The following is a 14,030-nucleotide window of genomic DNA, read 5'->3' as shown; positions in this document are numbered from 1 at the left end:
AGGAGGAGACGACACCGTGCTGATCCGTCGCGAACGCGCCGATGACGCCGCCGCGATCGCGGCCGTGCACCGCAGCGCGTTCGGACCGCAGTACGCGAACGGTGATACCGATCGGCAGGAGCTGGCCGAACCCACCGACCCACCCGAGGTCGATCTGGTCAGTCGGCTGCGCAGCGATTCCGGCTGGATCCCCACCCTGTCGATGGTCGCGGTGGAATACGACACCGTCATCGGCCACGTCTGCCTCACCCGCGCGGGCGTCGGCCCGTTCCCGGTGCTCGCACTCGGCCCGATCGGCGTCCTGGCCGATCATCAGGGCAATGGGGTCGGCGCGGCCATGATGCATGCGACTCTCGGTGCCGCCGACGCCCTCGACGAACCCCTCATCGGCCTGCTCGGCAGCCTCGAGTACTACCCCCAATTCGGTTTCGTCCCCGCCGCCCGCCTCGGCATCACCCCCGACGAACCAGCCTGGATCTCACACTTCCAGGTGCGCCCGCTCTCGGCCTACGACGACCAGATCACCGGCGAATTCCATTACGCCGAACCGTTTTACGATCTCTAGCGCGAACGGTGTCGCGTCGCCGCTGCGCGATCACGCGGCGGGTCACTCACCTGGAATGTCGTGGTGGGCCATGTCGTAGACGTAGGAGCGCTCGTGTTTGCGACTCACCCAGGCGCCTTCGGGTGGCAGATCGCCCAGGCCGGGGTCGTCGAAGGGGCGGCTGAGAACCTCACCGGAATCGGTGCAGACCGACCAGCCGAAGTCCGGGAGGCGGCGGCACCAGAGATCGTCGTCGATCCGCTTGTAGGACGGGTAACCGTAGGCCCAGCCATCGCGCACGAATTCGTAGGTCAGCCCATCGAGCTGTCGGACGAACTTCACACGCGTCACGGCCGCATCCTCACCATCGGGCCCACTGCGAGCGGTGCGCGGGCCACTCGGGTCCATTATCCGGCGGCGGCGAGCATCGTGCGAGCAAACCTGTTGCACGGTGGTCCGGGGCAACCTGGGAGGATGAGGCCATGAGTTCCGCTCCACCCGCCCAGGACGATCGCCGCTTCGTGCTCACCCTCGGCTGCCCGGACCGTCCCGGCATCATCGCCAGGATCACCTCGTTCATCGCCGAGTTCGGCGGGTCCATCGTGGAGGCCGGTTACCACTCCGTGGAACCAGCGTCGGGCCCGGAGGCCGCCGATACCGGCTGGTTCTTCACCCGTCAGGCGATCAAGGCGTCGACGGTGCCGTTCGGCATCGCGGAACTGCGCGACCGGTTCGCGGGCGTGGCGGCCGACTTCGGCCCGGAGACGGAATGGCAGCTGCTCGACTCCGGCGAGCGCCGCCGCGCAGTGCTGCTGGTCAGCAAGGACGGCCACTGCCTGCACGATCTGCTCGGCCGCGCCGCAAGCGGTGAACTGCCCGCCACCATCGAAGCGGTGATCGGCAATCACCCGGATCTCGCCGGTATGACCGAGGCGCACGGCGTCAAGTTCCACCATGTGCCCTTCCCGAAGGATCCGGCCGCGCGCGGCCCCGCCTTCGACGAAGTCCGCGCCCTGGTCGACGCCCACGACCCGCACGCCGTCGTCCTGGCCCGCTTCATGCAGGTGCTACCCGCCGAACTCTGCGAACACTGGGCGGGCAAGGCGATCAATATCCACCACAGCTTCCTGCCCTCCTTCGTCGGCGCCCGCCCCTACCACCAGGCCTTCGCCCGCGGCGTCAAGCTGATCGGCGCGACCTGCCATTACGTCACGGCCGAACTCGACGCGGGTCCGATCATCGAACAGGACGTCATCCGCATCGACCACGCCGACGAAGTCCGCGATATGGTCCGCCAGGGCCGCGATATCGAGCGCGTCGTCCTGGCCCGCGGCCTCCGCTGGCACCTGGAAGGCCGAGTCCTGGTCCACGGCCGCCGCACCGTCGTCTTCTCCTGACCCCTCACGCTCTGCCGCATCCCCACACCGCATGCAGTGCCTCGCCCACACCCTCACGGTGCGAGCCCAGCCCCATAACCCCGGGCGATCGAGGCGAGTCGATTGGCGGCTCGAGATGGCTGCCACAACGACCCTATGACTCGCCTCGACGACCGAGCAGCGGGCTCAGCCGACCGCTCGGGCGGGCTGGCGCGTGGAGTCGAGGATCTGAGCTAGTTCCTGGTTGAAGCGATCGGACATCTCGGTGTTGCCGAGGTGGCCTTGTGGCAGGACCTCGTATTTGACCAAACTGCCGGTGTTCCTGAGCATCTCGGCGATCCGCTCCGAATGCACCTGCGGTGTCATGTCGTCGAACTCGCCCGCCAGGATCGTTGTCGGCACAACGAGATTGCGTGCCGATTCGCCGAGATCCAGTTCGGCGAGCAGGATTCCGAACTTCGCGCGGACCCGGGCGGGGCAGGAGCGGACGATGGCGAAGCTGTAGTCGACCACGTCACCGTTCGAGCGCCGGCTCATGATCTGCCGGGTGAAGGCCCATCTGACCGGGGCGATCGGCGGGAAGACGATCGGGGTGCCGAGGCCGAGGCGGCCGATGAAGTGCGGCAACGGGATTCGCCGTTTCAGCAGTGGGAGCGGCGTGTTCAACAACGGCACGACGGTGGTCTCGGCGACCAGCTGCCCCGGTGCGGTGTTGGTCAGCAGCACCGCGTCGGCCTGCTTCGCTACCCGGTCGGGGTAGCGGCCGGCCCATGCCTGCAGTGTCATGCCGCCGAGGCTGTGGCCGACCAGCACGGCCCGCTCGCCGGGGTGCAGCGTGGCATCGAGCACGGCGGCCAGATCGTCGGCGAGCAGATCGGTGGTCAGCGGGCTCGCGCCCAACTCGCTCTCGCCGTGGCCGCGCACGTCATAGGCGATGACGCGATATTCCCCGGCGAACGCGTTGATCTGCGGGTTCCAGTATTCGATGGCGCAGGTCCAGCCGTGCACCAGCACGATTGCCGGAGCATCCGCCGGTCCGTAGGCGTGTACGCGCAGCCGCGCACCATCGCGGGTAACGACGGGAACGACCTCATGCGGCGCGGTCGGCGGATTCAGCGCCGCGGTTGCGTAGGTACGCGACCGCAGGTTGGCGCGGTGTGTGTGGACCAGCCCCCGGACCCGACCCGGGAAGTCCTTATCTGCAGGCGGCACTGCATGCATCGGGCACTCCTTTGTGTAACTTCTAGATACAGTAACCCAGAGTTACACTGCTAGCTAGTGCAAGCGCCCAAAAAGTTATCCCCCGTTCCGCCGCTCACACTGATGTCCCGCCGTCGGCACATCGGCCGAATAGATGCCGGTCACGATCGATGGAGGCCGACCAGGTCAGACGCTGCTAGTCGGCATGCAGTTTGGCGGGCATGGAGCGGTAGGCGTGCAGGTTTCGCAGGGGATGCGGGATCGGCGGGCCGTCCAGGCGCAGATCCGGGTACCGCTCGAAGAGGGCTCGCAGCGCGATGGCGCCTTCGAGTCGGGCGAGCGCGGCTCCCAGGCAGCCGTGCACCCCGCTGCCGAACGAGAGATGATCCGCGGCGTTGGCCCTGGTCACATCGAATCGTTCGGGATCGGGAAAGACGGCGTTGTCGTAGTTGGCGCCCGCCAACGACAGCAGGACCAGGCAACCGGATTTGACGCGCTGATCGGCAATGTCGACGTCACAGCTCGCGACCCGGCCCGTCATCCGCACAGGACCGTCGTAGCGCAGGATTTCCTCGACCGCGCGCGGCCACAGCTCCGGCTGTGCCGCCAGCAATTCCAACTGGTCCGGATGCCTTGTCAGCAGGGCGATTCCGTTGCCGAGCATATTCACCGTCGTCAAGAATCCGGCATCCAGCAGCAGGGCCGCATTGGCAACCTGCTCGCGGCGGGTGAGCTCGCCACCTTTCACCAGCAGACTGAGCACGTCGTCGCCCGGTTCGGCGGCGAGCCCGTCGAGATGGTGGTCGAAGTATCGCTTGACCTCGACCAGATCTTCGATGGCGTGGCGGAAAGTGCTCCAGGCCAGGCCTCGCTCGAGCAGCGGCGCACCGGTATCTCCCCACTTCAGCAGGGTCGAATGCATCTCGGCGGGCAACCCGAGAATCTCGGCGATGATCGCGACAGGCAACTGCGCGGAGAAGTCGACGATCAGATCCGGTCGCGGCTTCGATTGCAGGCGTTCGAGCAGGTCATCGGTAACTTCGACAATCCGCTCCTCCAGTTTGACGATCGCCTTCGGGCTGAATGCCTGCCCGACCAGGCGTCGGTACTGGGTGTGTTCCGGCGGATCGGTCACCAGCATCGCGGGCGGTTCGGCGAGGTTGGGAAGTCCCAGATCCGTCTTGGTCATCACCCAGCGGATCGGCTTCGGCAAGGCTCGATGGTTGGGCGTGACCACGCTGAAGCGACGGTCCCGCAGGATGAGTCGGCATAGTTCGTAGTCCGTTGTGACGCGCACGCCAGACATCGCGGGTATCCGGCCCCGCTGCCGGATCTCCTCGATGTACTGCGACGAGCCGAGCAAGCGATCCGAGCCGACCGCGATCTGCCCGAGAGGATCACCCCGACGCGCCAACCACAGGAGATAGAACCGTTGCAGGCCGTGCAGCAACATCCACCGAATCCACGCGCGAAACAGCATTTTGTCACCTCCCATTCCGACCCTTCCCCATGATAGATATCAGCTATCGGCAGGGCGGCGCCGTTGGCGGGCCAGCGGGTTCGGTCAAGGATGTCGGTGACGTGAGGGCCGGGAAGATGCTGCGCACGGTCGTCCCATTCCAATGGTCATCGCCATATCTCGACGACTCGCCCGCACGTAACCATGTTTGCGAACGGCTCATCGAAGAGGGATAGATTTGGGCGCCGGAGGTGAAGCAGCGACGTTCAGATCAGGTGAGGGGCACCATGGACAGGCGCGGATTCGTTAAGGGCGCTGGCTCGGCCGCGACGATGCTGGGTCTTGCGGGTGGAAGCACGCTTGCGACGGCCGCGTCCCGGGCCCGGGCCGACGACTACAGCCCGAGCCCGAGATCGCCGATCTACCGCGTGCTGGTGCCGGAGATCTTCGCGCCGCTGCCGGATCCGGCCGATCATGTGCCCGCGATCGTCATCGGATCGGGGTTCGGGGCGTCGATCACCGCGCTGCGCCTGTCGCAGTCCGGGATCCAGGTCGCGGTGCTCGAGCGCGGGTCGCGCTGGCCGAGTGATCCGTGGCGCAACATCTTCGCCATCGACACGATTCCGGATGGCCGCGGCTTCTGGCATCGCACCACCTTCACCGGCGCGAACAGGGTCTCGACGCAGATCGATCCGTTCGGCGGGGTCCTCGCCGTTTCCAGTTACCCGGGCATCGACGTATGGCACGGTGCGTGTGTGGGCGGTGGCTCGGTGGTGTTCACCGGGGTGATGATCGAACCGGAGCAGCGGTTCTTCGACCATGTGTTCCGCGGTGTGGTCGACTACCGCGAGATGCATGAGGTCTACTACCCCAAGGTCCGGAACACGTTGCGGCTGAGCGCGATGCCGAACGACATCTACGACTCTTTCGCTTTCACCCACTCGCGGGCCTGGGACGAGCAGGTCCGCGCGGGCGGCTATACGCCGCAACGCATCGACAGTATGTGGAATTGGAATGTCATCCGTGACGAGCTTGCCGGACGATCGATGCCGTCGGCGACGGTCGGCTGTTCGAACCTCGGCAATTCCAACGGCGCGAAGTTCGATCTGAACCAGAACTACCTGCGCTATGCCGAAGACACCGGCTGTGCCCAGATCTATCCCGGCCATCGCGTGGACGCCATCGCCAAGGAACCGGGAGCGTCGGGGCGTTATACCGTCGCCGTGACCAAACTCGCACCCACCGGCGAGGTGCTCCGCACCCGGACACTGACCTGCGACAAGCTCTTCCTCGCTGCGGGTTCCATCGGCACCTCCGAGCTGCTGGTGCGCGCGCGGGCGACCGACGCGCTGCCGAACCTCAACGAGCACATCGGTGAAGGCTGGGGAAGCAACGGTGATGTCGCCTTGGCGCGGCCTGCCAGCTCGCTCGAGGTAGGCACCCAGGGCACGCCGTCCGCGAGCCGGATCCTGGACGAGTCGGGCGCACCGGTATCGCTGGAGAACTGGTTCATCCCCGGCACGACGCCCTTCGACGTCGGCATTCTCGCATCGCTGGGCATAGTGCTCGACGACACCCGCGGCCGGTTCGTCTACAACCCGACCGACGGGCGCGTAGACCTGCAGTGGCCGCCCGACGGCGCTGCCGGCTACCTCGCGCATGCGCGGGAAGTCAACAATAGGGCGACCTGCCACTGCCCGTCCGTCGCCCAACCAGCCTTGGAGGCGGACGCCTCGTTCACCTCACATCCGTTGGGCGGCGCAGTGATCGGACGCGCGACAGACCCGTACGGTCGGGTGCGTGGCTATCGAGGCCTGTACGTGATGGACGGGGCGGCTGTGCCCGGCAGCACCGGAACAGTGAACCCGTCGTTGACGATCAGCGCGTTGGCTGAGCGCAATATCGAGGCGATCATTCGTTCCGGGGAGTAGATCCCGGCGCCACATGTGCCACTACCAGCGCGGACCGCGCTGAATCTCATCCACCTTCGGGCGCACATCGGCCAAATAGACACCGGTCGCGATGATGGAGACCAAGGCGAGCAGGCTGGTGACGCTCAGCGAGAGCAGTAGGAACAGCAGAGCTGCGCCGAGGATTGCGATCCAGATGGGTTTCGTCAGCTTGTCCACCGCCGTGAAGGCGTCCGGGCGCTGGCGGATGGCGTGGATCAGCGCGAAAATTGTCGCGCCGAGCGCCAAGAGCCGCAGCCCGTCCAAGATCCAGCTGGCCAATCCGTGCGCTGTGTCCACCAGCCCATCATAGAAGCAACGACCCCGCACACGCCGGGTGTGCGGGGTCGTGGGGGCGAGATATGAAGGGCGTCAGACCTTCTTCGGAGCGGCCTTCTTGGCCGCGGCCTTCTTGGCGGGCGCCTTCTTGGCCGGGGCCTTCTTGGCGACACCGTCGGCGGCGGGCTCGGTCTCGGTGGTCACACCGATGACCTCGGCCTCGACGACCGGCTCGGCCTCTTCCGCCTCTTCTTCCTTGGCCGGACGGCCGATCAGCTCGTTGACCTTGGCGAGCGCATCCTCGGCGCGGGTGGCCGCATCCTTGTACAGGGTCTCGACCCGCTCGATCTGATCCTCGACCAGGTGGTTGGCGCGCAGCCGCTCGACGGTCTCCTCGCCGCGCACGGCCAGATCCGCATACAGGTCGAGGACCTGGGTGTAGTACTTCTCGGCGAGCGCCTTCAGCTCCTCGGGAGTGAACTTCTCGCGCAGTTCGGCGAGGTCCTCCGGCAGCTCGGAGGGCAGCCCGGACAGCCGCTCGCGCAGCGTCTCGAACTGGGCGCGCACATCGGCGGGCACATTGGCAAAACGCTCACGGGCCTCTTCGACCCGGCCGGTGACATCGGCGGAGGTGGCGCGCTCGCGCACCTGGGCGACGGCGTCGACAACCGCGGCGTACACGGCGTCACCGGCGCCGACCGTCGCGAACAGTGGCTTGATGTTTGAGTTTTCGGTCATTCTTCGTTCTCCTGGCGTGGCGGAGTAGGTGTTGTGCTCGGAACGTCGCTGTCCCATTCGATCCCCCCTGGCTCGCTTCCTCCGTTTTCCCGGCGAAACGATTCATAGATATCCAGCAGCACCTGCTTCTGCCGTTCGCTGATCGACGTATCGGCAAGCAGGGCATCCCGGACCGGACTGTGCGGCCGCTGCTCGAGATAGCCAGCCCGTACGTACAACACCTCCGAAGAGACCCGCAGTGCCTTGGCGATCTGCGCGAGTACTTCGGCGGACGGATTGCGCAATCCGCGCTCGATCTGGCTGAGGTACGGATTGCTCACTCCCGCCAGGGTGGCGAGCTGACGCAACGAGACTTGCGCGGCTTCTCGCTGTGCCCTGATGAAACCTCCGATGTCGTGTGCCGCGTTGGCGACACGCGCCGCTTTTTCGCCGACACCGCTGGATTTCTCCGGCGGTTCGTCGGTGTACTCGGCGGAACCTTCGGGCTGGTCTGCCATCACTCACCTTCTGGCGGTTGTACGTATTGAATTCTAAAGCAGGGTGCTAACTATTGCAAGCACCCTGCTAGCACCTTTCCAGCAAACATTCGGCGCGCTACGGTCAGCCGCCGAACAGCACTTGAGAAATCGTGTAGATCACCAGCCCCGCCAGTGATCCGACGACCGTGCCGTTGATGCGAATGAATTGCAGATCGCGGCCGACCTGCAATTCGATCTTCTTGCTCGCTTCCTCGGCATCCCACCTGGCAACCGTATCGGTCACCAGAGTGGTGATCTCCGCGGCATAGTTTTCCACCAGATACCGCGCGCCGCGGTCGATCCACCCGTCCACTTTGCCACGCATCTCACCGTCATCGCGCAATCGCTCGCCGAGCTGCTGCACGTTCTCGGCCACCTTGCGGCGCAGCGTGGAGTCCGGATCATCGGCCGATTCCAGGATCAGCCGCTTGGCCGCGCGCCAGGTCGCCTCGGCCATTCCGGTGATCTCTTCGCGCCCCATGATCTGCGCCTTGATCCGCTCCGCCTTTTTGATCATCGCGTCGTCGTGCTGGAGGTCGTAGGCGAATTCCTCGAGGAACTTGTTCGCCGCGAGCCGAACCTCGTGCTCCGGATTCGACCGCACCTTCCAGGTGAACTCCACCAACTCCCGATAGATCTTTTCTGAAAGCAGAATGTTTACGAATTTCGGAGCCCATTGCGGCGCGTCGCGCAAAACGATCCGATCGATCGTCTCCTGGGAGCCGAGCGCCCACTGGTGCGCGCGTTCGGCGAGCATGTCCAATAGCGGCAGTTGCCGGTTATCGGCCAGCAGTTCGGCGAGTACCCGGCCGATCGGCGGTCCCCACAGCGGTTCGGCGATCCGTTTGACGATGGTGTTGTCGATGACCTGCTCGACGTCCTCATCCCGCAGCACTGCGACCACCGCGCGCAGGATCGTCGAACTTTCCTGCGCCACCCGGCCCGCATGACCGGGATCGGCCATCCAGCGCCCGATCCGCCAGGAAATCTGCGCCGAATTCACCTTCGCCGAGACCACGTCCGGGGCAAGGAAATTCGAGCCGACGAACGAGCCGAGGCTGGCCCCGAGCTGATCCTTCTTCTTCCTGATGATCGCGGTGTGCGGGATCGGCAGGCCGAGCGGATGCCGGAACAGCGCGGTCACGGCGAACCAGTCGGCCAGTGCGCCGACCATGCCCGCCTCGGACGCGGCACGCAGGTAGCCGACCCAATCACCGCCCGCCCCGCGCGATTCCAGCCAGCGGCAGAACAGATAGATCGCCGTCGCGAACGCCAGCAACCCGGTGGCCAGTGCCTTCATCTTGAACAGATCGCGGCGCTTGCCGTCCTCGTCGACGAAGGCCGCGAAACTGGTCGGGGCCGCCGGGGCGTCCAGAACCGCGATGCTGCTGCTGCCGGGAGCTTTCTCCATAACACCCATTGTGCTGTGTCGTTTCGAGCCACTCGGCGAGCGATCGCTGGCGGCGCGGTTTCCAGCAACCCAACAACCGACGCCGTACACGGCCAAATATGTGCAACCTGTCGCAACCACGACCCAAACGCGCATGTTGGTCGTTGCCTGGACCTAAGCTGGTGGTTCACGATGCCCAACAACCGAGGGAGTCACGCTGTCCACCGAAGACCTTGTCGATGTCGGCGAACTCGCCGAACGACCGGCAGCGGTGCGCACCGGCCGAACGGACGGCCGTAAGCGCCGATGGCGGCAGCACAAGATCGACCGCCGCGAAGAGCTGGTCGACGGCACCCTCGCGGCTATTCGCACGCGGGGCAGCAATGCGGGCATGGACGAGATCGCCGCGGAGATCGGCGTCTCCAAAACCGTGCTCTACCGCTACTTCTCCGATAAGAACGACCTGGTCCACGCGACCATGCAGCGGTTCATCGAGACCACCCTGATGCCACGGGTGTACGAAGCGATCAGCCTCGACGCGGACGAGTACCACCTGGTGCGTTCGGCGCTGGCCGCCTATGTCGGCACGGTCGACGAAGACCCCGAGGTCTACCGGTTCATCATGGGCAACGGTTCGACCGATCAGTCTTCGCTCGCCGAATTCGAGAAGCTCTTCGCCGACGTCGTGACCACGGTCATCATCGATCGCGGCGCCGAGCACGGGTTCGCGACCGAGGGCGCGCTGCTGTGGTCGTATGTGCTGGTCGGCGGCATCCAGTTGGCTACGCACTGGTGGACCACGGATAAGGCGATGTCCCGCGAAGAGGTCATCGACTACCTGACCATGATGGCCTGGAGCGCCATCGAGGGTATGGCGCGCGCCGGTGGTTCCCGCGCGATCTTCAACGAGCAGCCGCACATCCTGCCCACCCCACCGCAGACCGGCGCCTGACCGCTAGCTCGCGTCCGCCAGCTGATCAATCGCCCGACTTCGAGCCGCTAACAGGCCGCTAGCTGGGGCGCTAGCTGAAATAGTGACGGCGGTCTCGACATTGCCGCTTCGTTGGCTACTCTGAAGCCGAGCGGTGCATGGGTGTCCAATGTCACCGCCCTCGCGTCGGCACCAATGGAGGTACCTCGATGGCGAAGCAAGTGCCGACTTCTCGGCTTACTCGTGGCACCAAGCTGGGTGCGGTGGCAGCCAGTTCGGTTATCCGAACACAGCGCACACGGCTATCGATGCGGGGCAGGTCGGCGGCCGTGCGCGCGAAGATGGCCGAGGAGTCGATGATCCGCACCACCGAACAGGTGGTCATGGTCCTGGGGACCATGAAGGGCGTGGCCATGAAGCTGGGCCAGATGTTGTCGGTACTCGATCTCGACCTGGTGCCCCCCAGTCATCGCGAGCGCTTCCAGAAGCGACTTGCCGTGCTGCGCAATGCGGCGCCGACGGTGTCGTTCGAGTCGATGCGGCAGGTGATCGAGGAGGATTTCGGGCAACCGCTGGACGCGGTCTTCACCGAATTCGCGCCGGAGCCCATCGCCGCCGCCTCGATCGGGCAGGTGTATCTCGGGCGGCTGCACGACGGACGTCAGGTTGCGGTGAAGGTGCAGTATCCGGGCATCGACGCGGCGGTGCGCGCGGATCTGAAGAACCTGGCGATGTTCCGGCGCGTACTGCAATCGGCGATGCCGTGGGTGACACCCGCCGTGCTCGACGAACTGCGGCTGAATATGGAGAGCGAACTCGACTACCACGCCGAGGCCGATACCCAAGCGCAGATCGCCGAGCTCTATGCCGGACATCCGTTCATCATGGTGCCGCGCTCACTGCCCGAACTCAGCACGACGCGGGTGCTGGTCAGTGAATATGTGGCGGGCAAGGGATTCGAGGAGATCCGCCAACTGCCCGCGGCCGAGCGCAATCGGATCGGCGAGATCATCTACCGGTTCTATGTCGGTTCGCTGTTCGGCTTCAACGAGTTCTGCGGCGACCCGCATCCCGGAAATGTGTTGCTGGCCAACGACGGCCGGGTCGGCTTCCTCGACTTCGGTCTGTTCAATCGGATGGATCCCGAACATGTGCGGTTCGAGACGATCTGCCTGCGCGCGGCAGCCGAGGACCGCGCCGAAGATCTGCGGCAGTTGATGATCGAGCGCGGTGTGATCGACTCGCCCGATGAGATCGGGGCCGAGGAATGCCTGGAATATGTGCTCGCGGCGTCGGAATGGTGCCTGGTCGACGAGGACCTGACAATCACACCCGAGCTGGCCAGCGGCGCATTTCTGCTCGCGGTGGATCCGCGGGCCAGTGAGTTCGCCGGGATGAAACAACAGAATCTGCCACCGGAGCACCTGTTCTCGCGGCGCGCCGACTTCCTCACCTTCGGCATGCTCGGCCAGCTCGAGTGCACCGCGAACTGGCACAAGATCGCCCGCGAATGGCTCTATGACGAAGCGCCGGTCACCGAATTGGGTAAGGCGCACCGCGAATGGCTGGTCGAGCATCGGCCGACGCCGACCAAGAAGCCGCGGGCCCGAGCGAAGAAGCCCGCCGTGCGCGGTTCGGGCGCGAAATAAGTCCACGACAGCAGCTATCGAACGGAAGACCATGACAGACACCCGAGAATTCGACCTAGTGCTGTTCGGCGCAACGGGTTTCGTCGGCAAGCTCACCGCGCAGTATCTGCTCGGCGCGGCGCCCGCCGAGGCGCGCATCGCGCTGGCGGGGCGCTCGCTCGACAAATTGACCACAGTCCGTGACGAACTCGGCCCGGCCGCCGCGAGTTGGGGTCTGGTCGTGGCGGATTCGACCGACCAGGCCGCGCTCGACGCGCTGGCCGCACGGACCACGGTCGTGGTGACCACCGTCGGCCCGTACCTGCGCTACATCATGCCGCTGGTGGCCGCGTGTGCCAAGGCCGGAACCCACTACGCCGATCTCACCGGTGAGCCGCTGTTCATCCGGGACGCGATCGATGAATACCACGAGCGGGCCGTCGAAACCGGTGCGAAGATCGTGAATTCCTGTGGCTACGACTCGATTCCGTCGGACCTGAGCGTGTACCAGTTGTTCCAGCGCACGGTCGCGGACAACACCGGTGAACTCGAGGACACCACCCTGATCGCATCGATGAAGGGCGGAGTGAGCGGCGGCACCATCGACTCGGGCCGGGCCACGATGGAGGCCATCGCGGCCGACCCGTCCAAGGGTTCGGTAATGAGCCACCCGTACTCGCTGAGTCCGGACAAGTCGATGGAACCCGATGTGGGCCGCCAGACCGATCAGGCGCTGCAGCGCGCGAACACCATCGATCCCAGCCTGGACGGCTGGGTCGGCACCTTCGTCATGGCCGCGCACAACACCAAGATCGTGCGCCGCACCAACGGCCTGCTCGGCTGGGTCTATGGCAAGAACTTCCGCTACCGCGAGGTGATGAACGCGGGCAAATCGCCCGCCGCGCCGCTGGTGGCCGCCGGAATAGCGGGCGGCATCGTGGCGACGATGGCGGCCGGGGCGGTGCTGTCGCGAGTCGCGGTGGGGCGCAAGCTGCTCGACCGAATCGTGCCGAAGCCGGGCACCGGGCCGAGCGAAGAGGCGCGCACCAGTGGGTGGTTCAGGATGAAGACCTACGCCCGTACTTCCTCGGGCGCGAAATACGTCGCCACGTTCTCCGGCACCGGCGATCCCGGATACCAGGCGACCGCGGTAATGCTCGGCCAGGCCGGACTGTGCTTGGCCTTCGATGGTGCGAAGCAGCCCGAGCTGGCCGGCATTCTCACCCCGGCCGCGACAATGGGCGATGCGCTCACCGACCGGTTGCGGGCGGCGGGCATGACCATCGAGGTCGAACGCACGTAGTGCGGTGGGCGGTGGCGGGCGACCCGCGAGCGCGTGATGAAACTCCCCAATGATGAGGAACACCAGTGAACCTAGCGCGCCGCACCATGAACGCGCCCGCCCTCGCCGCGATCTACGAAAAGGCTTGGCGGCCGACGCTGTTCTATCTGGCCAGTGGCCGGACCACCACCGCCGACCGCCGCGATGCCGTCACCGCCCTGCGCCTGAACGGTGCCAAGAAGGTGCTCGATATCGCATGTGGCCCGGGCAACTTCACCCGATACCTGAGCAATGCCCTCTCCGGGGACGGCTACGCCATCGGCATCGACTACTCCGAACCGATGCTCGCCAGAGCCATGGCCGATAACGCGGGCCCGCGCGTCGGCTATCTCCGCGGCGATGCCCGCTCCCTCCCCTTCGCCGACGGTACCTTCGACGCCGTCTGCTGCTTCGGCGCCCTGTACCTCATCCCCGACCCGATCACGGCCGCTCGCGAAATGATCCGCGTCCTCGCCCCCGGCGGCCGCATCGCCATCACCACCAGCCACCGCGCCGACAACCCGGTCGGCCACGCGAGCCGGGTCGTCGGCGGTTGGAGCGGACTGCGGGTCTTCGACAACGAAACCTTTCCGAAGCTGTTCGCCGAGTCGGGCTTGGCCGACATAGATCAGCAGGTCCACCGCCTCCTGCAATACGTCAGCGCCACCCGCCCCGCGTAAATAGAGCGCCACATCAC

14 protein-coding genes are annotated in these 14,030 nt (G+C 65.7%); 7 read left to right on the top strand and 7 right to left on the bottom strand.

Features of this window, described 5'->3' with window-relative positions; translation table 11 throughout:
- Nucleotides 1–16: 16 nt before the first annotated feature.
- Complete coding sequence (locus tag ACQP1G_RS04305; RefSeq protein ID WP_433198575.1) at nucleotides 17–565, top strand: GNAT family N-acetyltransferase; 549 nt, start codon at nucleotides 17–19, stop codon at nucleotides 563–565.
- 42 nt (nucleotides 566–607) lie between these two features.
- On the opposite strand, the gene ACQP1G_RS04300 is transcribed toward ACQP1G_RS04305, so the two are convergent.
- Nucleotides 608–895, bottom strand: coding sequence for a hypothetical protein (locus ACQP1G_RS04300; protein WP_433198573.1), 288 nt, complete (start codon nucleotides 893–895; stop codon nucleotides 608–610).
- Between the two features lie 131 nt (nucleotides 896–1,026).
- On the opposite strand from ACQP1G_RS04300, the gene purU reads away from it, so the two are divergent.
- Nucleotides 1,027–1,941: a formyltetrahydrofolate deformylase gene (gene purU, locus ACQP1G_RS04295; protein WP_433198571.1), complete on the top strand. Its 915-nt coding sequence runs from the start codon at nucleotides 1,027–1,029 to the stop codon at nucleotides 1,939–1,941.
- Between the two features lie 165 nt (nucleotides 1,942–2,106).
- Here purU and ACQP1G_RS04290 read toward each other — a convergent pair whose 3' ends face one another.
- Both ACQP1G_RS04290 and ACQP1G_RS04285 read right to left on the bottom strand, forming a co-directional pair.
- Complete coding sequence (locus ACQP1G_RS04290; protein ID WP_433198569.1) at nucleotides 2,107–3,141, bottom strand: alpha/beta fold hydrolase; 1,035 nt, start codon at nucleotides 3,139–3,141, stop codon at nucleotides 2,107–2,109.
- A gap of 175 nt (nucleotides 3,142–3,316) precedes the next feature.
- Complete coding sequence (locus tag ACQP1G_RS04285) at nucleotides 3,317–4,600, bottom strand: cytochrome P450 (RefSeq protein ID WP_433198567.1); 1,284 nt, start codon at nucleotides 4,598–4,600, stop codon at nucleotides 3,317–3,319.
- 266 nt (nucleotides 4,601–4,866) lie between these two features.
- On the opposite strand from ACQP1G_RS04285, the gene ACQP1G_RS04280 reads away from it, so the two are divergent.
- Nucleotides 4,867–6,510, top strand: coding sequence for a GMC oxidoreductase (locus ACQP1G_RS04280; protein WP_433198565.1), 1,644 nt, complete (start codon nucleotides 4,867–4,869; stop codon nucleotides 6,508–6,510).
- Between the two features lie 21 nt (nucleotides 6,511–6,531).
- Here ACQP1G_RS04280 and ACQP1G_RS04275 read toward each other — a convergent pair whose 3' ends face one another.
- The 4 genes from ACQP1G_RS04275 to ACQP1G_RS04260 form a co-directional block, all read right to left on the bottom strand.
- Nucleotides 6,532–6,828, bottom strand: a complete 297-nt coding sequence (locus tag ACQP1G_RS04275) for a DUF2516 family protein (RefSeq protein ID WP_354956879.1) — start codon at nucleotides 6,826–6,828, stop codon at nucleotides 6,532–6,534.
- Between the two features lie 72 nt (nucleotides 6,829–6,900).
- Nucleotides 6,901–7,545, bottom strand: a complete 645-nt coding sequence (locus ACQP1G_RS04270) for a heparin-binding hemagglutinin (protein WP_433198563.1) — start codon at nucleotides 7,543–7,545, stop codon at nucleotides 6,901–6,903.
- Nucleotides 7,542–8,042 carry a helix-turn-helix domain-containing protein gene (locus ACQP1G_RS04265; RefSeq protein ID WP_433198561.1) on the bottom strand — a complete coding sequence of 167 codons (501 nt, stop codon included), beginning with the start codon at nucleotides 8,040–8,042 and terminating at the stop codon, nucleotides 7,542–7,544. The genes ACQP1G_RS04270 and ACQP1G_RS04265 overlap by 4 nt, the downstream gene beginning before the upstream one ends.
- Before the next feature lie 103 nt (nucleotides 8,043–8,145).
- Nucleotides 8,146–9,474: a DUF445 domain-containing protein gene (locus ACQP1G_RS04260; RefSeq protein ID WP_433198559.1), complete on the bottom strand. Its 1,329-nt coding sequence runs from the start codon at nucleotides 9,472–9,474 to the stop codon at nucleotides 8,146–8,148.
- Between the two features lie 250 nt (nucleotides 9,475–9,724).
- Here ACQP1G_RS04260 and ACQP1G_RS04255 point away from each other — a divergent pair, with 250 nt between their 5' ends.
- The 4 genes from ACQP1G_RS04255 (at nucleotide 9,725) to ACQP1G_RS04240 (ending at nucleotide 14,013) form a co-directional block, all read left to right on the top strand.
- The gene (locus ACQP1G_RS04255; protein WP_433198557.1) at nucleotides 9,725–10,405 is read left to right on the top strand and encodes a TetR/AcrR family transcriptional regulator; all 681 of its coding nucleotides are present in this window, start codon (nucleotides 9,725–9,727) and stop codon (nucleotides 10,403–10,405) included.
- A 188-nt stretch (nucleotides 10,406–10,593) separates the two neighbouring features.
- Nucleotides 10,594–12,033 (top strand): ABC1 kinase family protein, encoded by a 1,440-nt coding sequence (locus tag ACQP1G_RS04250; RefSeq protein ID WP_433198555.1) that lies wholly within the window; start codon nucleotides 10,594–10,596, stop codon nucleotides 12,031–12,033.
- Between the two features lie 31 nt (nucleotides 12,034–12,064).
- A complete protein-coding gene (locus ACQP1G_RS04245) occupies nucleotides 12,065–13,315 on the top strand; it encodes a saccharopine dehydrogenase family protein (protein ID WP_433198553.1) in 1,251 nt (416 codons plus the stop codon).
- Nucleotides 13,316–13,380: 65 nt separating this feature from the next.
- Complete coding sequence (locus ACQP1G_RS04240) at nucleotides 13,381–14,013, top strand: class I SAM-dependent methyltransferase (protein WP_433198551.1); 633 nt, start codon at nucleotides 13,381–13,383, stop codon at nucleotides 14,011–14,013.
- Nucleotides 14,014–14,030: the final 17 nt, after the last annotated feature.

It is taken from the genome of Nocardia sp. CA-107356, assembly GCF_050946365.1.
Classification (GTDB): domain Bacteria; phylum Actinomycetota; class Actinomycetes; order Mycobacteriales; family Mycobacteriaceae; genus Nocardia.
This window is presented reverse-complemented; position numbering and strand designations above follow the sequence as displayed.

What these genes read in the sequence shown, in the direction of transcription:
- purU (WP_433198571.1), top strand. Translation starts at nt 1,027, where the DNA reads ATGAGTTCCGCTCCACCCGCCCAGGACGATCGCCGCTTCGTGCTCACC.
- ACQP1G_RS04250 (WP_433198555.1), top strand. Translation starts at nt 10,594, where the DNA reads ATGGCGAAGCAAGTGCCGACTTCTCGGCTTACTCGTGGCACCAAGCTG.
- ACQP1G_RS04280 (WP_433198565.1), top strand. Translation starts at nt 4,867, where the DNA reads ATGGACAGGCGCGGATTCGTTAAGGGCGCTGGCTCGGCCGCGACGATG.
- ACQP1G_RS04285 (WP_433198567.1), bottom strand. Translation starts at nt 4,600, where the DNA reads ATGCTGTTTCGCGCGTGGATTCGGTGGATGTTGCTGCACGGCCTGCAA.
- ACQP1G_RS04245 (WP_433198553.1), top strand. Translation starts at nt 12,065, where the DNA reads ATGACAGACACCCGAGAATTCGACCTAGTGCTGTTCGGCGCAACGGGT.
- ACQP1G_RS04270 (WP_433198563.1), bottom strand. Translation starts at nt 7,545, where the DNA reads ATGACCGAAAACTCAAACATCAAGCCACTGTTCGCGACGGTCGGCGCC.
- ACQP1G_RS04265 (WP_433198561.1), bottom strand. Translation starts at nt 8,042, where the DNA reads ATGGCAGACCAGCCCGAAGGTTCCGCCGAGTACACCGACGAACCGCCG.
- ACQP1G_RS04260 (WP_433198559.1), bottom strand. Translation starts at nt 9,474, where the DNA reads ATGGAGAAAGCTCCCGGCAGCAGCAGCATCGCGGTTCTGGACGCCCCG.
- ACQP1G_RS04290 (WP_433198569.1), bottom strand. Translation starts at nt 3,141, where the DNA reads ATGCATGCAGTGCCGCCTGCAGATAAGGACTTCCCGGGTCGGGTCCGG.